The organism is Streptomyces rugosispiralis, assembly GCF_024505145.1.
GTDB lineage: Bacteria > Actinomycetota > Actinomycetes > Streptomycetales > Streptomycetaceae > Streptomyces > Streptomyces rugosispiralis.
The window spans coordinates 53,984-77,415 of the sequence record NZ_JANIAA010000017.1 but is presented as its reverse complement, the minus strand read 5'-3'; the positions used below and the strand labels follow the sequence as shown (position 1 = coordinate 77,415).

General features: G+C 72.3%; 16 protein-coding genes. 11 read left to right on the top strand and 5 right to left on the bottom strand.

Annotation, left to right across the window (positions count from 1 at the left end; all coding sequences use genetic code 11):
- Window positions 1–390: 390 nt before the first annotated feature.
- Entirely contained in the window at window positions 391–2,001 is a 1,611-nt protein-coding gene (locus NP777_RS24260; RefSeq protein WP_256652291.1) for an APC family permease, read from the top strand.
- On the opposite strand, the gene NP777_RS24255 is transcribed toward NP777_RS24260, so the two are convergent.
- A complete protein-coding gene (locus tag NP777_RS24255) occupies window positions 1,982–4,552 on the bottom strand; it encodes a polysaccharide lyase family 8 super-sandwich domain-containing protein (RefSeq protein ID WP_256652381.1) in 2,571 nt (856 codons plus the stop codon). The two genes, NP777_RS24260 and NP777_RS24255, sit on opposite strands and share 20 nt — an antisense overlap.
- Before the next feature lie 245 nt (window positions 4,553–4,797).
- Here NP777_RS24255 and NP777_RS24250 point away from each other — a divergent pair, with 245 nt between their 5' ends.
- From NP777_RS24250 to NP777_RS24235, 4 genes are all read left to right on the top strand, one after another.
- Window positions 4,798–5,448, top strand: coding sequence for a GntR family transcriptional regulator (locus tag NP777_RS24250; RefSeq protein ID WP_256652290.1), 651 nt, complete (start codon window positions 4,798–4,800; stop codon window positions 5,446–5,448).
- 57 nt (window positions 5,449–5,505) lie between these two features.
- A complete protein-coding gene (locus NP777_RS24245; protein WP_256652289.1) occupies window positions 5,506–6,327 on the top strand; it encodes a 4-carboxy-4-hydroxy-2-oxoadipate aldolase/oxaloacetate decarboxylase in 822 nt (273 codons plus the stop codon).
- On the top strand, window positions 6,324–7,385 hold the full coding sequence (locus NP777_RS24240; RefSeq protein ID WP_256652288.1) for a 4-oxalomesaconate tautomerase: 1,062 nt from the start codon (window positions 6,324–6,326) through the stop codon (window positions 7,383–7,385). The genes NP777_RS24245 and NP777_RS24240 overlap by 4 nt, the downstream gene beginning before the upstream one ends.
- A gap of 203 nt (window positions 7,386–7,588) precedes the next feature.
- On the top strand, window positions 7,589–8,476 hold the full coding sequence (locus NP777_RS24235; protein WP_256652380.1) for a triphosphoribosyl-dephospho-CoA synthase: 888 nt from the start codon (window positions 7,589–7,591) through the stop codon (window positions 8,474–8,476).
- A gap of 23 nt (window positions 8,477–8,499) precedes the next feature.
- On the opposite strand, the gene NP777_RS24230 is transcribed toward NP777_RS24235, so the two are convergent.
- The 3 genes from NP777_RS24230 to NP777_RS24220 all read right to left on the bottom strand — a co-directional run bounded on the left by NP777_RS24230 (window position 8,500) and on the right by NP777_RS24220 (window position 11,736).
- Window positions 8,500–9,150 carry a TetR/AcrR family transcriptional regulator gene (locus NP777_RS24230; RefSeq protein ID WP_256652287.1) on the bottom strand — a complete coding sequence of 217 codons (651 nt, stop codon included), beginning with the start codon at window positions 9,148–9,150 and terminating at the stop codon, window positions 8,500–8,502.
- Between the two features lie 168 nt (window positions 9,151–9,318).
- Window positions 9,319–9,489, bottom strand: coding sequence for a hypothetical protein (locus tag NP777_RS24225; protein ID WP_256652387.1), 171 nt, complete (start codon window positions 9,487–9,489; stop codon window positions 9,319–9,321).
- Between the two features lie 81 nt (window positions 9,490–9,570).
- On the bottom strand, window positions 9,571–11,736 hold the full coding sequence (locus NP777_RS24220; RefSeq protein ID WP_256652286.1) for a peptidase domain-containing ABC transporter: 2,166 nt from the start codon (window positions 11,734–11,736) through the stop codon (window positions 9,571–9,573).
- Window positions 11,737–11,977: 241 nt separating this feature from the next.
- On the opposite strand from NP777_RS24220, the gene NP777_RS24215 reads away from it, so the two are divergent.
- The 6 genes from NP777_RS24215 to NP777_RS24190 all read left to right on the top strand — a co-directional run bounded on the left by NP777_RS24215 (window position 11,978) and on the right by NP777_RS24190 (window position 22,328).
- A complete protein-coding gene (locus NP777_RS24215; RefSeq protein WP_044579866.1) occupies window positions 11,978–12,193 on the top strand; it encodes a mersacidin/lichenicidin family type 2 lantibiotic in 216 nt (71 codons plus the stop codon).
- Between the two features lie 137 nt (window positions 12,194–12,330).
- Window positions 12,331–15,639 carry a type 2 lanthipeptide synthetase LanM family protein gene (locus NP777_RS24210; protein ID WP_256652285.1) on the top strand — a complete coding sequence of 1,103 codons (3,309 nt, stop codon included), beginning with the start codon at window positions 12,331–12,333 and terminating at the stop codon, window positions 15,637–15,639.
- The gene (locus tag NP777_RS24205) at window positions 15,636–16,481 is read left to right on the top strand and encodes an AfsR/SARP family transcriptional regulator (protein ID WP_256652284.1); all 846 of its coding nucleotides are present in this window, start codon (window positions 15,636–15,638) and stop codon (window positions 16,479–16,481) included. Before NP777_RS24210 ends, NP777_RS24205 begins: the two co-directional genes overlap by 4 nt.
- Window positions 16,482–16,660: 179 nt before the next feature.
- On the top strand, window positions 16,661–19,498 hold the full coding sequence (locus NP777_RS24200; RefSeq protein WP_256652283.1) for an AfsR/SARP family transcriptional regulator: 2,838 nt from the start codon (window positions 16,661–16,663) through the stop codon (window positions 19,496–19,498).
- A gap of 136 nt (window positions 19,499–19,634) precedes the next feature.
- Window positions 19,635–20,843 (top strand): glycoside hydrolase family 64 protein, encoded by a 1,209-nt coding sequence (locus NP777_RS24195; RefSeq protein ID WP_256652282.1) that lies wholly within the window; start codon window positions 19,635–19,637, stop codon window positions 20,841–20,843.
- 18 nt (window positions 20,844–20,861) lie between these two features.
- A complete protein-coding gene (locus NP777_RS24190; RefSeq protein WP_256652281.1) occupies window positions 20,862–22,328 on the top strand; it encodes a glycoside hydrolase family 76 protein in 1,467 nt (488 codons plus the stop codon).
- 46 nt (window positions 22,329–22,374) lie between these two features.
- Here the strand turns inward: NP777_RS24190 and NP777_RS24185 are convergent, their stop codons facing one another.
- A complete protein-coding gene (locus NP777_RS24185) occupies window positions 22,375–23,283 on the bottom strand; it encodes an NADP-dependent oxidoreductase (RefSeq protein WP_256652379.1) in 909 nt (302 codons plus the stop codon).
- Between the last annotated feature and the right edge of the window lie 149 nt (window positions 23,284–23,432).

Below are 23,432 nucleotides of genomic sequence, written 5' to 3'. Positions count from 1 at the left end.
TCCGCTCCGGGGCATGGTGTCTCCTCCGTTCCCGTACGGGCACACCACGGGCGGCCGCCCGGCGTCTCACCCAGTCTCGGCACGTCTCCCGGGCCCCGCCGTCGTTACTACGCCATCGGAGTGCATGCCGATGTCCCGGTGAGTCCTGGTGCTCGTCCAGCCAGGTGCCGGGCGAGGACGGTTGACACGGGCCCCGGCGCGCTCGGCCTCGGACAGCAGCGAGCGGGCGAGATCCGCGCCGCCCTGGCCGTGGAAGGCGAGGGCCACCGCGCCCCGGTCCGAGGCCGCCCCGGAGGAGAGCGTCTCGGTGGGATGGCCGACCGGGCCCGTCGGCACGCATGGCACGCTGGGCCTTTGCATGTTCGTGTACCACCGAGGAGACGAGCGACCGTGTCGGAGAACCACCCACCGGAGTCCGGCGCCGCGCCGGCGGTGCTCGCCGAGGAGCGACGACTCCACAAGGACCTCGGATTCTGGGCCCTGACCGCGATCGGGTTCTCCAACATCCTGGGGTCCGGGTGGCTGTTCGCGGCCCTGTACGCCGCCCAGACCGCCGGCCCCGCCGCCCTGCTGTCCTGGATCGCGGCGGGTGTGCTGTGCGCCCTGATCGCGCTGGTCATGGTGGAGCTCGGCGCCACCCGCCCGGAGGGCGGCGGCACCGTCCGCTGGCCGCTGTACGCCAGCGGACGGCTGGTCGGCACGATGATCGGCTGGTCGGTGCTGCTCTCGGTGGGTGGCACGGCGGCCGAGATCAGCGCGATCATGCAGTACGCCGCCCACTATCTGCCGGGGCTCTACAACGGCGGCAGCCTCAGCGCCTCCGGACTCGCCGTGGCCGTCGCGCTGAGTGTCGTGCTGACGGCCTTCAACTGGTTCGCCGTGCGGATATTCGCCCGGCTGAACAACCTGATCTCGGTGTTCAAGGTCGTCGTCCCCATCCTCACCATCGTGGCGCTGTTCCTGTCCGGCACCCACTCCGGGCGTCTCACCGATCACGGCGGTTTCGCCCCGTACGGCTACGCGGCCTGCCTGACCGCGCTCGCCGGCGGTGGCATCGTGTACTCCGTCAACGGCTTCCAGGCCCCGCTCGACTTCTCCGGTGAGGCCCGCAACCCGCGCCGTACCGTACCGGCCGCGGTGCTCACCGGCATCGGTCTCGCCGTGCTGGTCTACCTCGGACTCCAGCTGGCGTTCCTGTACACGGTGCCCGAGTCGCTGCTGGGCCACGGCTGGAAGGGAGTCGACTTCGAGTCGCCCTTCGGGCAGCTCGCCCTGGTGCTCAATCTCCACTGGCTGGCCACGCTGCTCTACGCGGACGCGGTGATCTCACCGGGCGGGTCGGCCTATGTGGGCGTGGCGATCGACGCTCGCCATACGTACGCCCTGGCCAAGAACGGTCTGCTGCCCCGCTTCTTCATGCGCATCCACCCCTGGTCCGGGGTGGCGCGCCGGGCGCTGCTGCTCAACCTCGCGGTCATCGTCGTCTTCATGCTGCCGTTCGGCGGCTGGCAGGACATCGTGAGCGTGATGGGGGACATGTATCTGCTGATCTACGCCGCCTCGGCGGTGGCCGTCGCGGCGTTCCGGGCACATGACCGCGAGCGCGGAGTGGCCCGGACCGAGGGCCAGGTGCCCGGGGTGCGCTGGATCGCACCGGTGAGCTTCGTGGTGGCCAGCGAGTTCGTCTACTGGTCCGGCTGGCACGATCTGCGCCTCGCGCTGCCCTTCGTACTGCTCGGCGCCGGGTTGTTCCTGCTGCAGCGCCGTGAGGACGGAGGCGCGTCGCTGGGGGAGGAATTGCGGCGCGGCGCCTGGCTGGTCTTCCACCTCGCCGCGCTGACCGTGCTGTCGTGGCTGGGCACCTTCGGTGGTTCCGGCCGCCTCCCGGCGCCGTACGACACCGTGACGGTGGGCGTTCTCGCGCTCGCCGTGTTCGGGTGGGCGGTCCGCGAGGGCGCCCAGCACCTGCGCACCGCGCAGCTCAGCGCAGCGTCGCCGTGAAGCTCCGGCCGTAGGCGTGGCGGGTGGTGACGACGATCCGGGTGCCGCCGGGGACCCGGCCCACCCGGACACCGTCGTCCGCCGCCACGGCCCGCATCCTCCGGCCCCGGATGACGAGAGAGACCGTGTCGCGCTCGGTGGTCGGGTCGGACACCGCGACCGCCACGCCGCCGTCATGGGTTTCCCGCAGGATCACCGAGCCGGGCCCGCGCACCGACAGCCGCCCGGCGTGGTGGTTGCCGGGGGCGAAGGCGTTGAGCGCGGTGATCCGCAGGCCCTGGTGGACCACGGCCTGGAGCCGGGTGGTGTTGGCCAGGACGGCGAGCGGGCGCCGGGCGTAGCCGTCCAGTTGGCGTTCGGTGGCATTCGGGACGAGGGCGTAAGCCATCGAGGTGTGCGGCGCGCCCGCCGCCCGCTCCACCGTGATGGCGAAGAGCTGTTTGGTCACCGGGGTGTCGGGGTTGGCCAGGCGGACCGCGCGGCGGCTGCGGGTGACGGTGTCCAGTGTGACGGTGGGCGGTGGCCCGTCCAGGAAGACGTACCCGACCGAGCCGGCCCGGGTGGCATTGGCGTGGCGCAGCCATGCGAGCGGGGCCGTGCCGGTGCCGGACCAGGGCGCACCGCCGCGGAGCCGCCCGGTGAGGACGAGGGTGTCCGAGGGCGCGGCGATCCGGGTGTCGAGAGTCGTGGTCACCGCGCGGCCGGTGGCATCGCCGACCCCCGCGGCCAGCACCACGATCTCGTCGTCGAACAGGAACCACGACTTGGTGGCATCGGCGTTGCGGTACACCACGAAGTCCCCGGGCAGGTCGCCCGCCTGCTTCGCGTCGTACGCGACGTCGTCGGACTGGACGAGTCCCGTCACGCCGTACGGGCCCAGGGCGGCGCCACCGGAGAACGGGTGGGTGCTCCGGGGGAAGTAGACATAGGTGTTCTGCGCCTCCGACGAGGAGGTGAAGCCACGCTCGGGGTTGTCGTACCAGAGCGTGCCGTACAGCTCGGGGACGGTGCGGCGGGTCTCCACGGGGGCGGTGACACCGGCGAGGCGGTACGGCGGGACGGTGGTGAGGTAGTCGATGCCGAACGCCTGGGTCTGGTCCTGGCCGGACAGATACAGATGGTGGGCGCCGTCCCCCTGGAACCAGGGCATCAGGTTCTCCCCGCTCATGTACTCGTATCTGCTGATCCTGGACGAGCTCCGGGCCAGGGCGAAGGCGTAGCCGGGGCGCCGGTGGACGGTTCTGTCCATCGCGTTGAACGCCACATGGCGCGCGGCGGGCCCGAGGTCGCCCGCCGGGACCGAGGAGTCGGCGAGGATGTCGGCGTAGGCCGCGATGCTCACCGGGGAGACGAACCCCGAAGGGTCGAGCGTGGCCTTCGAGGTCTGCCGCAGATACGCCACATAGCCCTTGAGCGCCGTGGCGTCGGCGCCGGTGGCATGGGCGGAGAGGCCCACCACGGCCTCCACCACCTCGGCCGCGTCGGCGTACCCCGTGGCCGGCCGGGACACCCCGCGCCCCTTGACGATCTCCATCAGCCAGCCCTCGAAGATCAGTGGCGCGAAGCCGTCCACCACCCACCCCTGGACGACGCGGACCAGTTGGTCGCCGGTCGTGTAGCCGGTGCCGTCGAGCATCTTGACGGTCTGCACGACACGGGTGAGCAGGCCCTTGCCGTAGGAGCCCGTGTAGGCCACGGACGCGTGCTGGATGAAGGAGCCGTCGGCGTAGAAGCCGTCGGTGACACCGTGCCGCAGCTCGTACGGGTCGATGGTGGCCAGGATGGTGAGCTGGTCGGCGAGGGCCTTGGTGATCCGGGCCTCGTCGCCGAGTACGGCGCCCTGGAGGACGCGGTTGGTGGTGATGTCGGCGAGGTTGGCGCCGGTGTGGAAGCGTGAGTCGAGGTCGACGTCGCCGCCCTCGCCGTTGCGCAGATACGCGTCCATCGAGGCGACGTAGGTGGCGGCGAGGCCGGGCCGGTAGGCGGCGAGTTCGTCCGCGAGCAGCGCCAGCGTCTTGCTGACGTGGGTGGAGATGCCGATCTCCCAGGTGAACCAGTTGCCGTAGTAGCCCTTGGACTGGTCGCCGTAGTAGTGCTCGTGGAGCCATATCAGGCCGTCGATGACGCGCCGCTGGACACCGGTGTCGCCGTGGAGACCGGACGGGCCGGACGGTGTGCCGCCGTCCGGGGTGCGGGTGGCGAGGGCGATCTCGTAGAGGTACTGGAACGAGGTGTTCAGGTTGGGGTCGCTGGTGCCCAGCGCGAGGCCCTGGAAGAGCTCGCCCTGCCCGGCGCGGTCCATCGCGGTGAGCCGGGAGCGGGCGGTCGTGGCGATGGCGGCGAGTTTGGCGCGCACCTCGGGGCGGGCGTTGGTCTCCCGCGTCCCGGCGAAGACGGCCACGGTGTTGTCGATCAGCCGGGTGTGAGCGGCCCCGGTCGTTTCACCGGCCGCCGCTGGGTGTCCCGCGGCCCGTGCGCGCAGTGGCAGGGCCATGGCCGTCAGTGCGGCGGCCGGGAGCGTGGAGACGAGAGCACGACGCGAGAGAGGCACGGGCACGCTCCAACGGTCGACGGGGTCCGATGGGGAACCGACGGACCATTGAAGCAACCCCGGCTTTCCCTGTCACGGGGCCGGACTGGGCCGGACTGGGCAGGAATGGGCCCGGACTGGGCCGGAATGGGGCCGGAATCAGGGGTGCGTGGGCCGATTCGTGTCGCCAATATGGGCAACGAAATCGTTGACAATCTTGTTGGCCTAGATTTACCTTCGACAGGCACTCACTCAGGGAGGGCACGATGCCGAAGGAAGCCCGTCCAGGCACCGGAGAGCAGGCCAAGCAGCATGCGTTGGAGCAGCTGAGGCAGGCGATTTCGCGCGGGGAGATGGCGCCGGCCCAGCGGCTGGTGGAGAACGAACTCGCCGAGCAATTCGGTGTGACCCGGGCGAGCATTCGCGCGGCGCTGATCGAGCTGGCCTCCGAGGGTCTGGTCGAGCGGATCCGCAACCGTGGCTCACGGGTGCGGGTGGTGAGCGTGGAGGAGGCCGTGGCCATCACGGAATGCCGCATGGTCCTGGAGGGGCTGTGCGCCGCCAAGGCGGCCGTCGAGGCCGACGAGGAGCAGCTGACCGAACTGGCCGACCTGGGCACGGCGATGTCCAAGGCGGTCGCCGACGGCGAACCGCTGACCTACTCCGACCTCAACCACCAACTCCACGCCCGCATCCGGGAGTTCTCCGGTCAGCGGGTGGCGGTGGAGCTGCTGGAGCGGCTCAACGCACAGCTGGTGCGCCATCGGTTTCAGCTCGCGCTGCGGCCGGGACGTGCCCAGCGGTCCCTGGGTGAACACCTGGCCGTGATCGAGGCGATCAGGGCCAGGGACCCACAGGCGGCCGAAGCGGCCGTCCGTGCCCACCTCGCCAGTGTGATCGACGCCTTGAGCGAATGACGCGGGGCGCGAGCCACGGGGTGGGCCACCGACCTGTCCAGCAAGGAGATATCAGCAATGACGCACGGTAGCGCGGGCGACGCGCCCGCCGCCGCACGGCCGAGCGGTGTGATCGTCACCGACCCGCCTCGCGCCGAGGCCGAGCATGTGGCGGCCCTGCGGGGGTACGGCGTGGCCACGGTGCACGAGGCCATGGGCCGCACCGGATCCCTCGGCCCCGGGCTGCGCCCCGTCCAGCAGGACGTGCGCATCGCGGGCACCGCGGTCACGGCGCTGTGCCGGCCCGGCGACAACCTGATGATCCACGCCGCGGTCGAGCAGTGCGCCGAGGGCGACGTCCTCGTCGTCACCACCACATCGCCGTCCACGGACGGCATGTTCGGCGAGCTCTTCGCCACCGCACTCCAGTACCGCGGCGTCCGCGGCCTGGTCATCGACGCCGGGGTGCGCGACACCGCCGAGCTGCGCGCGATGGGCTTCCCCGTGTGGTCGGCCGCCGTGTGCGCGCAGGGCACCGTCAAGGCCACGGCCGGATCCGTCAATTTGCCCGTGGTGGTGGGCGGGCAGTGCATACGCCCCGGCGATGTGATTCTCGCCGACGACGACGGGGTGATGTGCGTACCCCGCCGGTCGGCCGCCACGGCCGTCGAGGCGGCCGTGGCGCGCACCGCGAAGGAGGCGGCGACCCGGGCCGCCTTCGCCGAGGGCCAACTGGGCCTGGACCGCTACGGGTTGCGGGAGACCCTGGCCCGGCTCGGGGTGCGGTACCAGCCGTACGCCGAGTATGCCGAGGACGTCCGTGCCGAGGACGTCCGTGCCGAGGCCGTCCGTGCCGAGGCCGTCCGTGTCGAGGACGTCCGTGGCGGGACCGTCTCATGAGCGGGCCGGAGGGGGTGCGCTGCATGCTGATGCGCGGCGGCACCTCCAAGGGCGCCTACTTCCTCGCGGAGGACCTGCCCTCCGACCCCAGCGCCCGGGACGATCTGCTGCTGCGGATCATGGGCAGTCCCGATCCACGCCAGATCGACGGCCTCGGCGGGGCACACCCCCTCACCAGCAAGGTGGCCGTGGTCTCCGCCGCCCGGGGCCCGGACGCCGATGTCGACTATCTCTTCCTGCAGCTCGGCGTGGACAAGGCCGAGGTCTCCGACCGGCAGAACTGCGGCAACCTCCTGGCCGGGGTCGGCCCCTTCGCCGTGGAACGGGGCCTGGTCGCCGCCCGGGACGGGCGGACACCGGTACGGATCAGGATGGTCAACAGCGGTGACCACGCCACCGTGGCCGTTCCCACCCCGGACCGGCGCGTCGACTACACCGGCTCGGCCGAGATCTCGGGCGTCCCGGGCTCCGCCGCCCCGGTGGTGATCGGCTTCGAGCGGGGCAGCGGCCCGCTGCTGCCCACCGGCCACGCCCGCGACCTCATCGACGGTACCCCGGTGACCTGCGTGGACAACGGCATGCCGACCGTGCTCATCGCCGCGTCCGCCCTGGATGCAACCGGCTATGAGGACCCCGGGGAACTGGAGGCGAACGCGGCACTCGGCGCCCGGCTCCAGGAGATCCGGCGGGAGGCGGGCCGGCTGATGGGCCTGGGCGATGTGAGTGCCACGACCGTGCCCAAGCTCAGTCTGCTGGCCCCGCCCGCACACGGTGGCACCGTGATGACCCGGACCTTCATCCCGGTCCGCTGCCATACGGCGATCGGCGTCCTGGGAGCCGCCAGTGTCGCCGCCGGGCTGTGCGTCGAGGGAAACGTCGGCGAGGACGTGGCCCGGCTCCCGGCGACGGGGGAGCGGCTGCGCATCGAACACCCCACCGGCTTCCTGGACATCGACACGTCCGTGGACAACGGCGCCACTCCGGCGGCGCGGGGCACGGCCGTCGTGCGCACCGCACGGAAGATCTTCGACGGCACGGTCTTTCCCCGGCCCGCCTGATCCACCGCCCATCGGGCGGGCGGCATGCCGGTGGCGTTGCCGGGCCCGTGGCCGGTGGAGCCGTTCGGCCGGCGCTCCGTCTTCTGGGTCGGGCCGGTGCCGCTGGTCGCCCGGATCCGCCCTGCCCGGCCACGCCGCACAGCGGGCCCACAGGAACGCCTCATGTCCGTCAAAGGTTCGCCCGCTAGCCTCCGGGCATGTCGATGACGCGCTCCACGGATGAGGCACTGGCACGGGCCGCCGTGCTCGCCCTGATCGCCCAGGCGGAGCTGACGCCGAAACCGGGCCTCGCCGACACTCGCGATCTCCAGGCCCGTGCCACCGGCGCGGATCTGCTCGCGCTGCGCTGGTCGGCCAAGGCGCTGACGCCCGGGTTCGCGGCCATGGCCGCCGCCGCCCGTCGTCCCGGTGAGCCGACCCGGGCGCTGCGCGAGGAACTGGGGGCCATCGGCCGCTGCGCCGAGTGGACGATGGCACGGGCCGGTGGCGGCGCGGCCGCCGGCCCTCTCCACCACGGCGCGCTGTGGGTGATGGGCCTCCTGGTGGCGGCCGCCGCGCTGCGCCCCGGCGCCGGGCCCGACGAGGTGACCGCCATCGCCAAACGGATCGCGGATCACCCCGACCGTGGCGCGCCGCGCCGGCCCTCGCCGGGCTCACATGTCTCCGCCACCTATGGGGCGCCGGGCGTGCGCGGCGAGGCACGGGCCGCCTTTCCCCATGTGCGCCGCGCTCTCGATGCCCTGTCCCGGGCGCGTGCGGCGGGCGCCACCGAGACCCAGGCGCGGCTGGACGCGCTGCTCACCGTGATGAGCACCCTCCAGGACACCGGCCCGCTGTACCGGGCGGGCCCGCCCGCGCTCAGACGGGTCAAGGAGGGCGCGTACGCCGTGCTCGCGGCGGGCGGCACCGCCACGTCCGAGGGCGCCGCCGCCCTGGCCGCGCTGGACGCGGAGCTGCGGGAGCGGGGCGTCGCGCCGCGCGGAAGCGCCGCGTTGCTCGCGGGCGCCCTGTTCCTGGACGGCCTCCCGGCGCCGTCCGCCACCGCACCGGCCGTCACCGCACCGGCCGTCACGGCGCCGTCCGGGCGGTGACCGCCCTCGGACTTTCCGGGTGTTCAGTCCTTCGCCGGTGCCGTCAGCCCGTGGCGGTGGAGGAAGGCGTCGACGAGCCGGTCGGTGAACTCCTGGCCGACGGGTTCGCCGGTCACCAGCACCCGGTAGTAGACGGGGCCCATGAGCTGGTCGGTCTCGGCCGCCAGATCCAGGCCGGGCGGCAACTCCCCGCGCTCCATGGCCCGTTCCAGCGGAAGGCGGTCGCGGCCGCGCTGGTCGTCGAGGTACCGGGATCGGAAGTCCGCGGCGAACGCCGGATCGTGCTGCGCCTGGGCGACCAGGGCCTTGAAGACGGCACCGGAGTCGGACGCGCTGAGGAACCAGGCCAGCTCGCGCAGATACGTGCGCAGGTCCCGGGCGAGGTCACCGTGGTCGCGCACGGTCAGGTCCTCGGCCACGTCCTGGAGGAACGCGTCCATGAGGACGTCGGTCTTGGTGCTCCACCAGCGGTAGATGGTCTGTTTGGCGACACCGGCCCGGGTGGCGATGCCCTCCATGGTGACGCCCGCGAAGCCCTTCTCGACCAGCAGGTCGTCGGCCGCGTTCAGCACCGCCAGCCGGGCCTGCTCGCTGCGTCCGTGCCGGTTGCCGTGGTGACGTGCCGCCGGTCGGCCGGTATCGGGCGTCCCGGTGGTCTGTGTCGCGCGTGCCATCTCGCCTCCCCGGGTCAGGATAGCGACCCGCCGGGGCCGCTCCCCCCGGGAGACCCCCGCCGTGGAGTCGGCATGACACATCGGCCGTCGCGTCCGAGCCACCTGGCCGGGCCCGCCCGCCGGTGGGAGATCACCGGCTCGCGGGCCCGGATGCCGAGAGGGGAGTGGCTAGTCCCGTTCCCCTTCGGCCTGTGAAGGAGTCGTCCTCTGTACGTCGGGGTGGCCGGTGTCCATCTCGTCGTCGCGCTCGCCCTCGGCCTGCGAGGGAGTCGTCCACGGCACGTCCGGGTGGCCGGTTTCCCGTTTGTGTTCGGTGCGGGAGGGGGCTGCCTCGGTCATCTGATGCCTCCGCTCCTCGTGCCCTCCTGGTGCGGACGCTGCCGATTTTACGCCCGAAAGCCCACGTCGGCGTGGTGGCGATCACGAGGGCCGGAGCGAGGCCGGGAGCTGCCGGTTCACCAGCGCGGCGTACCGGCCCCCGGCGAGCATGAGGTCGTCATGGACACCACGCTCCGTGAAACGGCTGTCTTCCAGCACGACGATCTCGTCCGCATCCATGATCGTGCTGATCCGGTGCGCGACGACGATCCTGGTACAGCCCAGCGCGGACAGCTCACCGGCCACCTCCGCCTCGGTCACGGCGTCCAGGTGACTCGTGGCCTCGTCCAGCACCAGCAGCGCGGGGTCGGCCAGGAGCGCGCGGGCGATCGCCAGACGCTGGCGCTGGCCCCCGGACAGCGCGCTCCCGCCCTCCGAGACATGTGTCTCCAGCCCCATGGGCATTCGCCGCACATCGGTGAGCAGCCCGGCCCGGCCCAGCGCCTCGAAGAGGGCCGTGTCGGGCAGGCCGTCCCGGCCGAGCCGCAGATTCGATCCGATGGTGCCGCCGAAGACATGGGGTTCCTGCGTGACGACGCCGAAGCGGCGGCGCAGACTGTCCGCGTCGTACTCCTCGATGGCGCGCCCGTCGAGCAGCACCGTGCCCTCGGTCGGCCGCAACAGCCCGGCGAGCAGGCGGATCATCGTCGTCTTCCCGGAGCCACTGGTCCCGACGACGGCGAGTTTCGCGCCCGCGGGAACGCGCAGGGTCAGGTCGCGCAGGATCCACGGCCCCTGCCCGTAGCGGAAGCCCACCCCGCGTAGCTCGATCTCGCCCCGCACCACGGCCGGGGCGATGCCACCCGGCCGTGGGACCTCCGGCCGCTCGTCCAGCACATCGTGCACCCGCTCCAGATGGGCACCGATGGTCTGGAGGTAGCGCATGCTCGTGGCCAGCCCGGCGATCGGGGTGAGCAGCCCGGCCGCGACCGCGTTGAGCGCGATCATCGAGCCGATGGTCAGGGCGCCCGAGCGCACCTGCGCGATGCCCAGCAGCAACAACACCAGCGGGGACGCCACCTGCAACAGCAGAGTGAGGGAGTCGGTGAGGGCGTCGAGGCGGCGTCGGCGGAGCGCCGCCCGCAGATAGTCGCCCATCGACCCACGCCAACGGTCGAGCACGCTGCCGACCAGCCCCGCGCTCTTCACGAATTCCGCGCCCCGCAACGCGTCCACCGCCACCGACTGTGTGGCGGCCTCGGCGCTCAGCTCCCGTTTCGCCAAGGCGTTGGCCGGTCGCAGGGTGGCCAGCACGATGGCGATCTGCGCCACGCCCAGCCCCGCTGCCAGGAGCGCGTACCAGGGACTGACGGCGCACAGCAGCACCAGATAGCCGACCACGAAGACACTGTCGATGACCAAGGTGACCATGCGCGAGGTCAGCAGGTCCCTGATCACGGTGTTGCTGTTGAGGCGGGCCAGCAGATCCCCGCTGCTCCGTGCCTGGAAATAGCCGAACGGCAGACGGAACAGATGGGTCATAAACCGGTCGCCGAGTGCGCCGTCGAGCCGGTGTTGCAGCACCAGCAGGGCCCCGGCCCGCCCCAGCCCGATCAGTGCGTACACCGATACGAAACCGGCGATGCTCAGGGAGAAACCCGAAAGCGTCCCGGCCCGTTCACCGATGAGCGAGTCGATGCCGTACTTGGTGAGAAACGCCGACCCCAGGGCGAGTAACTGCACCATCCCGGAGAGCAGGACCGCGAGGACGGCCCACCGCGGTGCCATCCGCATCATGTCGCGCATCAGCCGCAGCGGCCAGGAATCCCGGGACCCGCGCCGCTCGGTGAACGACGGGCCGGGGGCGAACTCCAGCAGGGTGCCCGAACTCCGCGCGCGGAACTCCTCATGCGAGACGGTGGCGCGTCCCTCGCCCGGGTCGAGCACTCGCACCCCCTTGCGCCCGACATCTCGCACCACCACGAAATGGTGGTCGTCCCAGTGGGCGATGGCGGGCTTGCGCACCGCGCCGAGTGCGTCCGGCCGTATCCTCAGCCCCCGGGCCTCGAGCCCGTGGGCGTGCGCGACCTCCAGGATCCGGCGGGCGCTCGCGCCGTCGCGGCTCATCCCGAACTCCGCGCGCAGCTCCCGCAGGGGGACCCTGCGGCGGTACGCCCCGAGCACCATGGCCAGACAGGCGGGACCGCACTCGACCTCGCTCATCTGGGCCACGAACGGCACCCGCGCCCCCACCTGCCCGCCGCTCATACGTGTCTCCTCCCGCGCCGCGTTCTCTGCCGCAGCAGCGTGCGGCACACCGGTTCGGTCCCGGTTCACCGCCGGTTCATTCCGCCGCCGGCGGGTGCGGATGGCAACGCGGGAGGCGGCGGCACAAGGTTTCCGCAAGGTTCCCCGCCAACTCGCTCGCCCAGTTTTGGTGGTGTCACACCGGGCCGACCGGAGTGACGTCCATGAACGAACCGACGAGAGCACGTCGAACGGAGGAACCATGAACCGGACCACCAAGGCATGGAAGGACCCGGTCTTCCGCGCCGGGCTGAGCTCCGAGGAGCTCAGCGCACTGCCCGCCCACCCGGCGGGTGCGATCGAGCTGACCGACCAGCGGCTGGACAACGTCGTGGGCGGAGGGCTCACCGACACCTGGGTGACGTGCGGTCACAAGACCTGCCGCACCTGCTTCACCTGTGACTGGCTCTGTGGCTGACCCGGTGCGTCCCCGGACGCGGTGACCCATGAGCCATTCCGGCGCGGGCCCCACGGGGTCCGCGCCGGACCGCAAGGGCCTCTTCGCACGGCGACAGGGCCATAGAGGGCGACGCGGCCATCAAAAGAGGGGGAGAGATGAGGAATCGGCAGCAGGACATCCTGGACTCGACGACGTGGTGGCGAGGCGTGCCCCTGCACGACCGGCGGCCGGGCGCTCCGGCGGCGGCCACCGCGGAGCAGCGTGCACAAGGGCTGCGCCGCCTGGAGCTGTGGCGCGGTGGCATTCTCTTCTCCGCCGGGAAGCCCACCACCGGCGTGGACCCGCTGGAGCGCTGGACGGCCACGGGCGTCACCGAGGAGGAGCTGATCACCCTGCTGGGCGAGCCCGCGGACTCGCTCGCCGGGAGGCTGCCCGCACCGGAGTGGCTGAAGACGATCGCCGAGGCATGGCGTCATCACACCTCGGACGGCGACGACGACGTCCGGGGACATGTCCATGCGGCGGCCCACGGTCACGGCCATGACCACGGTCCCCGGTCCGGGCTGGGCCCGGCCGAACTGGCCCTCCCGCTGCTGCGCTGGGCCCGCGGGGAACTACGGCGCCGGGTGCCGGGGCTCCATCCGGACCACCCCCTCCTTCTCCCCGCCCTGGACACGATCTCCGGCATGGTGTCCCGCGTCCTGGTTCTGGAGCTCAACGTGGCCAGGGTGACCGGGGAGCTGGCCGGCGCCACCCCCGAGGAGCGGTTCGCCTCGTTCATGGCCACGGTCCGCACCCCCGGGCGGGCGCTGGAGATCCTGTCCGAATACCCCGTACTGGCCCGTGAACTGGTGGCTTCGCTGCGTCACTGGATCGACGTGAGACAGGAGTTCGCCGAGCGTTTCCTGGCCGATCTGCCCCGGCTGCGCGCGGTGTTCGGCGGCCCCTGGCGTGGTCTGGGCGATGTGACGGACATCGGCTTCGGCGCCGGTGACACCCACAACGGCGGCCGGTCGGTCGCGCTGTTCACCCTCTCCGACGGTACGAAGCTGGTCTACAAACCGCGGTCGGTCGCCGTCGAACGCCACTTCAACGACCTGCTCGGCCGGCTCAACGACCGGGGGCTGCGCCATCCGCTGCGTACCGTGGAGGTACTGTCCCGCCCCGGGTACGGATGGGTGGAGCACGTGGCCTCCGGGACGTGCGCCGACGAAGCCGGGGCCGACCGGTTCTTCTGGCGCCAGGGCGCCCAGCTGGCGCTGTTCCACGCCATCTGCGGTGCGGATCTGCATCTGCAGAACCTGATCGCGGCGGGGGAGCACCCGGTCTTCGTCGACTTGGAGGCCACCTTCCTCGGGCGGTCCCGAGCGGTGGCCGACCCTGTGCTGCGGATCGCCGGGGCGGTGCCCGATGTCCTCAACGACTCCGTCCTGGGCATCGGGCTGCTGCCGGAGCGGATCATCGAGGTGGATGACTCGGGCTGGCGCGACGCGGAGATCAGCGGGCTCGCGGGCGGCGGCGACCAGCTCTCACCGAGCGTGCTGCCGACCTACGCCGGCCAGGGCACCGACGAGATGAGGCTGGTGCGCGAGCGGATGCCCATCGCCGGCGCGGCGAACCGAGCCTCCGTGGGCGGAACGTCCGTCGATCCGCTGCGGTACCGCCGGTCCCTGGTGGAGGGCTTCGAGTCCACCTACCGGCTCATCGAACGGGAACGGGACGAACTGCTCGCCGAGGACGGCCCGATCGCCGCCTTCGCCGAGGACGCCGTGCGCTATGTGCCCCGCCCGACCTCGGTCTACAGCCGCATCCTCGCCGAGTCGATGCACCCGGACGTCCTGCGCGACTCGCTGGACTGGGAGTATGTGCTCGAAGCCGGCCTCGCCGACGGGCATCGGGGCGTCGAGGGCAGAGTCGAGCTGCTGACCAGCGAACAGCGCCAACTGGCCGGGCTCGATGTGCCGACCTTTCACACCACGCCGTCCGCCACCGACCTGTGCGACGCGGGCGGTGTCGTCGTCCCCGGCTTCCTGGCCAGTTCCGGGATGGAGGCGGTGCGCGCCAAGATCCGCCGCATGGGCCCCGTCGATCTGCGCCGCCAGAAGTGGTGCGTCGACGCGTCACTGACGGGCCTCACCTTCGGCACACAGGGGAGGCCCGTCCCCCGGCCGGAGGAGCTGCCGGACCGCCCCCTCGACACCCGGCTCGCCCTGCGGGCCGCGACCGCCCTCGCGGACGAACTGCTCGACACCGCGGTGCACGGCACCGACGACCAGCCCCCGCACTGGCTGTCGCTCAATGTCGTGGGGGAGCGCTACTGGCGCGCGGGACCCGCCGGGATCAGCCTCTACGACGGGGTGAGCGGTATCGCCCTGTTCCTCGCGCACCTCGGCTCGATGACGGGGGACCAGCGGTACCGGAACGTGGCCGAACGCGTCGTGGAATCGCTCGCGGCCGCGCTGACCAGCCCCGACCGTGGCCGCCACCTTCGTTTCACGCTGAGCATCGGCGGATTCGGCGAACTGGGCGGCGCCGTCTACACGCTCACCCACCTGGCCGCACTGTGGGACGCGCCCGAACTGCTGGACGCGGCCGTCGCGCTGGTTCCCGAGCTGGCCGGGCGGTTCGAGGGCGACCGGGAGCTGGATGTGGTGCAGGGAACGGCCGGGGCGGCGCTGGCCCTGGCCGCGCTCCACCGGACGCGTCCGGACGAGCGCATCGCGGACGCGCTGCGGCTCGCCACCGCCACACTCGCCAAGGCGGCGACCGAGGTGACCGGCGGAGTGGCCTGGCGGACGGCGGTCGACCCCGACCGGCCGCTGCTGGGAATGTCCCACGGGGCGAGCGGCTTCGCCCTCGCCCTGGCCCGCGCGGCCGAGCTGACCGGCGAGGATCACCACTACCGGCTGTGCGAGGAGGCGCTCCGGTTCGAACGCCACGGTCTGGACCCCGAGCGAGGCAACTGGCCGGATCTGCGCAGCATCGTGCCACGGGGATCCTTCATGGACGCCTGGTGCCACGGTGCCGCCGGTATCGGGCTGGTCCGGGCGGCACTGCTCGGTGTCGAGGGGCTCGCCGATGCCCACCGGCTCCTCGCGGAGGACCTGCGCATCGCCGCGGCCACCGTCCGCGACGACCTGCTGCGGGACGGCGCCCGCACGGGCCTGGGCAACGACTCGCTGTGCCACGGCGATCTGGGGCTGGTGGCGACGTTGCTCGCGGCCGGTCCCGCGCTGGGGGAGACCGACGACCTCGGCCCCCGCGTGGCGCGCCTGGTGGCCGACCGGGTGCTGGCCGGGGACGTCCGTCCCGGCGTCCCGATGGGAGTGACCACCCCCGGACTGATGACCGGATCGGCCGGGATCGGATACGGACTGCTGCGTGTGGTCGCACCGGACCGGGTGCCCGATGTCCTCACCCTCGCCGCCCCCGGAGCCGGCGGCGGATGCGGTGGACGCCGATGACCCCGGCACCGGTGCGCTACTGCATCCTCGGGCCACTGGAATTCCGGGGGCCGGACGGCGCTTTCCGCATGGTCAGCCAGGCCAAGTGCCGTGCGCTGCTGGCCGTACTGCTCGTCAACGCGGGCCGTACGGTGCCGGCCGGGGAACTGCTGGAGCAGCTCTGGCCGGGCGGGGCGCCGAAGTCCGCCCCCAAGCTGGTCCAGCAGTACGTCCACCGGCTCAGGCGTGCGCTTCCCGCGGCCCCGCCGGAGCGATGCCCGGCGGGGCGGGGCGGAAGCCGGCTGCTCACCAGCCCGCCCGGCTACCGGCTGGCGGTGGACTCCGGTGAGCTGGACGCCGACCGCTTCACGGCGCTCGCCCGTGCGGCGCGCGGGTTCCTGGCCGAGGGGAGGACCGGGCAGGCGGCGGAGGGGCTGCGGCGGGCCCTGGACATGTGGCGCGGGCCCCTGCTCGCCGATGTCCCGGACATCCCAGCGATCACGGCCGAACTCGTACGGCTGGAGGAGGCGCGGCTCGCGGCCACCGAGGCATGGGTGTGGGCCGAACTGCACCGGGGGCACGCCCAGGACGTCGTACCGGAACTGGAGATCCTGGTCGCGGCCCACCCGCTGCGCGAGTCCTTCCGCCATCAGCTCATGATCGCGCTGTGTCTGTCCGGGCGCCGTGCGGACGCGCTCGGTGCGGCCCGGCAGTTGCGGCACGTACTGGCCGAGGAACTGGGCATCAGGCCGGGAGCGGAGGTCCTCGCCATGGAACAGGCGATCATCCGGGACTCCCTCGCGGATCTGCCGGGCCTGGTGTCGAAGGCGATCGGCGCACCGCCGGCCGCCCGGGGCGTATGAAGGACGCACCCGGGCGACCGGCGGTGACCCACTCCGAGCCCGGTTCGCGTTCCCCGTCGTGATGTCCCTTCCATACCGGGAAGTCCTCCCCGTACCTTGGGGAGTTGTTGACTCGGTATTGCGCCGACTGTCATACACAGGTGGTCGGTGCGGGGGCTACGACACAACGGGGGAAACGCATGGGGGCGCGATTCGGCGTGCTCGGTGCCATAACGGTGTGGCGGGACGGGACGCCGGTGGACGTGGGGCACGCACGGCAGCGGCTGGTGCTCGCGGCACTGGCCGTGGACACGGGACGGGTGGTGCCCACGGGGCCACTGGTGGACCGGGTGTGGGGGGTGAGGGTGCCCCGGCGCGGCCGGGAGGCGCTGTACGCGTATGTGTCCCGGTTGCGGCAGGCGCTGGCGGGCACGGGAGCGGAGCTGGTGCGCGAGCAGGGCGGCTACCGGCTGGCGGCGGAGACGGACGCGGTGGACGTGCTGCGGTTCCATGAGACGGTCGGCCGGGCCCGTGCGGCCGGCCGTGGGGAGGAGGCGGCGGCGCTGTGGGAGACCGCCCTGGGGCTGTGGCGGGGTGAGGCGTTCGCCGGGGCGGACACGCCCTGGTTCAACGCTCAGCGTTCGGTGCTCGAGGCCGAGCGGTTCACCGGGCAACTGGATCTGATGGACGTGCGGTTGCGGCTGGGACAGCACAGTCGGGCACTGCCCGAGCTGGCCGCCCGCGCCGAGGCGCATCCGCTGGACGAGCGGGTGGCCGGGCAACTGATGCTGGCCCTGTACCGGTGCGGGCGCCAGACCGAGGCGCTGGAGCACCATGAGCGCATCCGGCGCCGGCTGGCCGAGGAGACGGGGCTCGATCCCAGCCCGCCGCTGGAGCGCCTGCGCCAGCGGATCCTCACCGCGGACCCGGCGCTCGACCTCGCCCCGGCCGCGGCGGTCATGACGCCGCGGCGGCGGCCGCAGCCGGTGCCTCAGCAACTCCCCGCACCGCCGGTCACGTTCGTCGGCCGTGAGCGGGAACTCGCCGCGCTCGACGAGCTGTGCGAGGCCGCCGACGGGGAAGGCACCCACGTCATCGCGGCGATCAGCGGTGTCGGCGGAGTGGGCAAGACCTGGCTCGCGCTGCGCTGGGTCCATCGCAACCTCCCGCGCTTCCCGGACGGGCAACTGTATGTGAACCTGCGCGGGTTCGCTCCCGCCGCCGGCCCCGTGCCCGCGGCGGCGGCCGTACGCGGCTTCCTCGACGCCCTGGGCGTGGATCCGCAGGAGATGCCCGCCGATCCGGAGGCGCAGGCCGGGCTGTACCGGTCGCTGGTCGCCGACCGCCGGATGCTGATCATGCTGGACAACGCCCGCGACGCCGACCAGGTGCGGCCGCTGCTGCCCGGCATGGGCGGCTGTGTGGTGCTGGTGACGAGCCGTGACCGGCTGACCGGACTGGTCGCCGCCAACGGGGCACGACCCTGCGCGGTGGACCCGCTCACCGACGGCGAGGCGTGGCTGCTTCTGGAGCGGCACCTCCGGCGGGTCCGGCGGAGGGACGACCCGAAGGCGTTCGACGCGATCGCCGCGGCGTGCGCGGGGCTGCCGCTGGCGCTGGCGGTCGTGGCCGCGAGGGTCGCGGTGACCCCGCGGTTTCCCCTGCGGACGCTCGCTACGGAGCTGCACGACACCCAGCTCGGCCTGGACGTCTTCAGCGGGGGCGATACCGCGACCGACGTACGGGCGGTGTTCTCCTGGTCGTACCACGCGCTCGGCACGGACGCCGCACGGCTGTTCCGGCTGCTCGGCCTCCATCCCGGACCGGACCTCTCTCTCCCGGCCATGGCGGGCCTGGCCGGTCTCCCGGTTCCCCGGGTGCGCCCCCCGCTCGCCGAGCTGGCCCGGGTGCATCTGGTCGACGAGGTCACACCTGGCCGGTACACGCTGCACGACCTGCTTCGCGCCTACGCGGCCGAACTGGCCCACACCGTGGACTCCGAGGCCGATCGGAGCGCCGCCCGGCACCGTGTCGTCGAGCACTATCTGCACACCGCCGATCGCGCGGCCGGGCTGCTGGACCCGCACCGGGACCGCGTCCCCCTGCCTCCCGCCGTCTCGGGTGCCGGTCCGCAGGAGCCGGCGGACCGGGCCGCGGCGCTGGGCTGGTTCACGGCCGAGCACGCCGTATTGCTGGGCGTGGTCGACCTGGCGACCGATGCCGGTCTCGACGCGGGCGCCTGGCGGCTGGCCAGGAACCTGGAGACCTATTTCGACTACCGCGGACACTGGCACGACTGGGCCGCCGTCCAGCGCATCGCCCTCGGTGCGGCCCGGCGGCTCGGCGATCCGGCGTGGCAGGCCGGCGCCCACCGCGGCCTCGGCAACTGCCACACCCAGATGGGCCGCCTCGACGAGGGACACCGCCACTTCCGTCACGCCCTCGACCTCTACGAGCGGGTGGGCGATCCCGTCCGTCAGGCACATGTTCACCGTGGCCTGGGCTGGGTCTGCGGCCGGCTGGGTCGCCACCGGGACGCGCTCGGTCACAACGAACGGGCGCTGACGCTCTACCGGCAGGCGGGCCACCGGGCCGGGGAGGCCCTGGCGCTCAACAACGTCGGGTGGGTGCACGCCGTACTGGGCGACTACCGGCAGACGCTGGACTACTGCGCCCAGGCGGTGTCCGTGAACCAGGAGATCGAGGACCGGCATGCCGAGGCCGGGGCGTGGGACAGTCTCGGTTACGCCCATCACCACCTGGCCGAGTACCCCGCCGCCGTGACGTGCTACGACCGGGCCCTGCGCCTGGTGCGCGGCTTCGGCGACCGGTACAACGAGACCGAGATCCTGAACCATCTCGGCGACACCCAGCTGGCCGCGGGCGACCTGGACGCGGCCCGTGGCGCCCGGTGCCAGGCCCTGGAGATCGCCCTCGAGATCGGCCATCCGGACACCGACGAGCTGCGTGCCAAGCGGGACGACCTCGACCCGGCAGGCGCCCGTGAGCTCGGGGCTCTCCACCCGGCCGGGCGCTGATGCCGGCCCGTGAGTATGTCTAGACCAGTGTCATGTTCGCTGCCATGATGACCTCGCACCCCCCCGCACCCCGGCTTCACCAGCACTCCTCATTTCCCCCACTGACGCGGCCCATCGGCCGTGCGAGAGGTGACGTATGTCCAGACGCGTCTCCACCCGATTCCGGACCCTGCCCTGCTGGGCGTCGGCCTTACTCCTGGCCCTCGGCATGACCGCACTGGCCCCCGAGGCGTCCGCCCGGCCGGCCGTGCCGAGCACGATCCCGCTGAAGTTCACCAACAACTCCGGGCGCGGCGACCAGATCTACGTCTATACGCTCGGCACCCTGCTCTCGACCGGGCAGCAGGGCTGGGCCGACGCCTCCGGGACCTTCCACCCCTGGCCCGCCGGTGGCAACCCGCCCACCCCCGCTCCCGACGCGTCGATCGCCGGACCGGCCAACGGCCAGTCCCTGACGATCCGCATCCCGAAGCTCTCCGGCCGGGTCTACTTCTCCTACGGCCAGAAGATCGACTTCAGGCTCACCACCGGCGGTCTGGTGCAGCCCGCCGTGCAGAACCCCTCCGACCCCAATCGGAACATCCTGTTCAACTGGAGTGAGTTCACCCTCGACGACTCCGGGCTGTACATCAACAGCACCCAGGTCGACATGTTCTCCGCGCCGTACGCGGTGGGCGTGCAGGGCGCCGACGGCAGCACGAAGACCGCCGGGCACCTCAAGGCCGGCGGCTACAACGGCGTCCTCAACGCGCTGCGGGCACAGGGCGGCGGCTGGGGCAAGCTCATCCAGACCCGTCCGGACGGCACCGTGCTGCGGGCCCTGTCACCCGGGCACGGCATCGAGGCGGGCGCCCTGCCCGCCAACGCGATGGACGACTACATCAACCGTGTGTGGCAGAAGTACGCCGGTTCCACTCTCACGGTCACGCCCTTCGCCGACCGGCCGAACGTCAAGTACTTCGGGCGGGTCTCCGGCGACGTCATGAACTTCACCAATGGTTCGGGAGCCGTGGTCACCAGCTTCCAGAAGCCGGACTCCGACTCCGTCTTCGGCTGCTACAAGCGCCTCGACGCACCCAACGACCAGGTACGCGGCCCGATTTCGCGGACCCTGTGCGCGGGCTACAACCGCACCACGCTGCTCACCAACCCCAACCAGCCGGACACCAGTGACTCCGGGTTCTACAGGGACGGCGTGACCAACCACTACGCCCGCGCCATCCACGGCCAGATGGCCGACGGAAAGGCGTACGCCTTCGCCTTCGACGACGTCGGCCGGCACGAGTCGCTCGTCCACGACGGCAATCCGCAGCAGGCGTCCATCACCCTGGACCCCTTCAACTAGGCCGGGAGGAGGCACGGCATGAGACGCAAGAGACCGCTGCGCACCCGCCTGGCCGCACTCGCCACCGGAGCACTCGCCCTGCTGGCTCCCCAGCTCCTCCCGGCCACGGCCCAAGCGGCGCCCTCCGCCACCGTGTGCAACAAGTACTGCGACGCCCGCGATCCGGCGCTCGCCCCGCAGACCCGCACCCCCGTCACGGCCACCCTCTTCTCCCGCTCCATCGCCCTGCACTTCGACGACACCGATGCGATGGGCTGGGCCTCCATCGACAACGGCAGCCCCGGTGACGAGGTGTGGCTGGACCGCTCGTTCGACGGCGGCCGGACCTGGTCCTCGGGCAGCCGCCTCGGCAACACCGCCATCCCCGCCGGGCAGCGCGGCTGGCGTACCCTGATGTACAACGTGGACGACTGGGGCGCCCAGGGCATCGGCGCGCTGCGGGCCTGCGGCAAGGCCGGTGACCGCGCCGACATCGCGTGCACGCCCTGGGCCCGTACGACCTGGAACGCATGGGACCGCCGTACGGCCGCGGCCACCGCCCAGATGGCGTTCTACTCGTACGGCACCGGGCTGTTCTCCACCACCGGCTGGTGGAACTCGGCCAACGCCCTCACGGCCGTCATCGACAACATCCGCGTCACGGGCATGCGCAGCTACGAGTACGCGATCGCCCGCACCTACGACCTCAACCTCGGCGCGCAGGGCGGGCAGTTCCGCAACGACTACATCGACGACACCGGCTGGTGGGGGCTGGCCTGGGTGGCCGCCTACGACCTCACCGGGGACTCCCGCTATCTCGCCACCGCCCGCGCCGACGCCGACTACATGGCCTCCTACTGGGACTCCACCTGTGGCGGCGGGGTGTGGTGGAGCACGGCGAAGACGTACAAGAACGCCATCGCCAACTCCCTCTACCTCCAGCTCAACGCCGCCCTGCACAACCGGATCCCCGGCGACACCGCCTATCTCCAGCGCGCGAAGGCGGAGTGGAGCTGGTTCCAGGGCACCGGCATGGTGAACTCCTCGAACCTGGTCAACGACGGCATCGACCTGGGCACCTGCAAGAACAACGGCAGCGCGGTCTGGTCCTACAACCAGGGTGTGCTGCTCGGCGGCCTCACCGAGCTGTACCGGGCGACCGGTGACGGTTCCGTGCTCGACACGGCCCGTCGCATCGGCACGGCCGCCACCACGTCGTCCCAGCTCAACACGGCCGACGGCATCCTCAGAGACCCCTGTGAGACCGGCGACTGCGGGGCCGACGGCCCGTCGTTCAAGGGCGCCCATGTGCGGGGGCTGGCCAAGCTCAACACGGCCCTGCCCGACCACCCCTACACGGCCTACCTCAAACGGCAGGCCGACCGCGCCTACGCCGCCGATCGCAACGCCCTGGACCAGTACGGACTGCGCTGGCCGGGACCGCTGGACAAGACCGACGCGGCACGACAGCACAGCGCACTGGACCTGATGAACGCGGCCTCCTAGGCGACGCCTGCGGCCACGACAGCGGCCGCGGCCGCGGCGGCGCTCATCAGGGCCGCAGGATGAGCTTGCCGCGGCTGTGGCCGGTCTCGCTCCGCTCATGGGCCTCGGCGGCGTCGGCGAGCGGGAAGCTCCGCACCACGGGCACCCGCAGCCGGCCCTCCGCGGCGAGCCGGGCGTAGTCGGCGATGGCTTCCACGGGGCGGTCGCCGCCACCCCCGGAGAAGGTGACACCGAGATCGGCGGCCGCGGGGTCGGCGATGGTGACGACGCGGTCGGTCGTGCCGCCCCGCAGCTCGATCGACACGGGCAGGGCGCCCTGGCCGGCCGCGTCGTAGACGGCGTCGACACCCTTCGGCGCCACGGCGCGCACCCGGTCGGCCAGGCCCTCGCCGTAGGCCACCGGGATCGCGCCGAGCGAGCGCAGATAGTCGTGGTTGGCGGGCGACGCGGTGCCGATGACGGTGGCGCCACGGGCCACCGCGAGCTGGACACCCACTCCGCCGACCGCTCCGGCGGCCCCGTGCAGCAGCAGGGTCTCGCCCTCCTTCAGCCCCAGCAGGTCCAGGACGCGGGCCGAGGTCTCGGTGGCCACGGGCAGCGCCGCGGCCGTCTCCCAGTCGAGTCCGGCCGGCTTGGGGGCGACATCGGTGGCCAGCGCGTACGTGGCGTAGGCCCCGGTGTCCGTCCAGCCCAGCACCTCATCGCCCACCGACACACCGGTGACCCCGGCACCGACCTCGTCCACCACCCCGGCCGCCTCCGAACCCGGGATCGCGGGGAACGCGGAGGGGCCCATCTGCGGCATCCAGCCACGGCGGATCTTGTAGTCGAGGGGGTTCACGGCGGCGGCCTCGACCTTCAGCCGCACCTGCCCGGGACCCGGATGGGGCTCCTCCGTCTCCTTCAGCCGCAGCACCTCGGGGCCGCCGTACTCCTCGTAGACGATCGCCTTCATCTCACTCACTCCCGTCAGCCCTGTGGAGGGGGCATGTTTGTATCGACAACGCCATCGTCGGCCGGGACATGCCCCGCCCCGGCCGTTCCTTCGGCCAGTTCCACCTGGCCGGAGGGACAGCCGGGGCCGCGGGACGGGCCCATTACGCT

Coding starts and splice junctions, on each gene's coding strand:
- NP777_RS24210 (WP_256652285.1), top strand. CDS start 12,331: ATGAGGAATCGGCAGCAGGACATCCTGGACTCGACGACGTGGTGGCGA.
- NP777_RS24235 (WP_256652380.1), top strand. CDS start 7,589: ATGACGCGCTCCACGGATGAGGCACTGGCACGGGCCGCCGTGCTCGCC.
- NP777_RS24185 (WP_256652379.1), bottom strand. CDS start 23,283: ATGAAGGCGATCGTCTACGAGGAGTACGGCGGCCCCGAGGTGCTGCGG.
- NP777_RS24240 (WP_256652288.1), top strand. CDS start 6,324: ATGAGCGGGCCGGAGGGGGTGCGCTGCATGCTGATGCGCGGCGGCACC.
- NP777_RS24215 (WP_044579866.1), top strand. CDS start 11,978: ATGAACCGGACCACCAAGGCATGGAAGGACCCGGTCTTCCGCGCCGGG.
- NP777_RS24200 (WP_256652283.1), top strand. CDS start 16,661: ATGGGGGCGCGATTCGGCGTGCTCGGTGCCATAACGGTGTGGCGGGAC.
- NP777_RS24225 (WP_256652387.1), bottom strand. CDS start 9,489: ATGACCGAGGCAGCCCCCTCCCGCACCGAACACAAACGGGAAACCGGC.
- NP777_RS24220 (WP_256652286.1), bottom strand. CDS start 11,736: ATGAGCGGCGGGCAGGTGGGGGCGCGGGTGCCGTTCGTGGCCCAGATG.
- NP777_RS24250 (WP_256652290.1), top strand. CDS start 4,798: ATGCCGAAGGAAGCCCGTCCAGGCACCGGAGAGCAGGCCAAGCAGCAT.
- NP777_RS24190 (WP_256652281.1), top strand. CDS start 20,862: ATGAGACGCAAGAGACCGCTGCGCACCCGCCTGGCCGCACTCGCCACC.
- NP777_RS24205 (WP_256652284.1), top strand. CDS start 15,636: ATGACCCCGGCACCGGTGCGCTACTGCATCCTCGGGCCACTGGAATTC.
- NP777_RS24195 (WP_256652282.1), top strand. CDS start 19,635: ATGTCCAGACGCGTCTCCACCCGATTCCGGACCCTGCCCTGCTGGGCG.
- NP777_RS24245 (WP_256652289.1), top strand. CDS start 5,506: ATGACGCACGGTAGCGCGGGCGACGCGCCCGCCGCCGCACGGCCGAGC.
- NP777_RS24230 (WP_256652287.1), bottom strand. CDS start 9,150: ATGGCACGCGCGACACAGACCACCGGGACGCCCGATACCGGCCGACCG.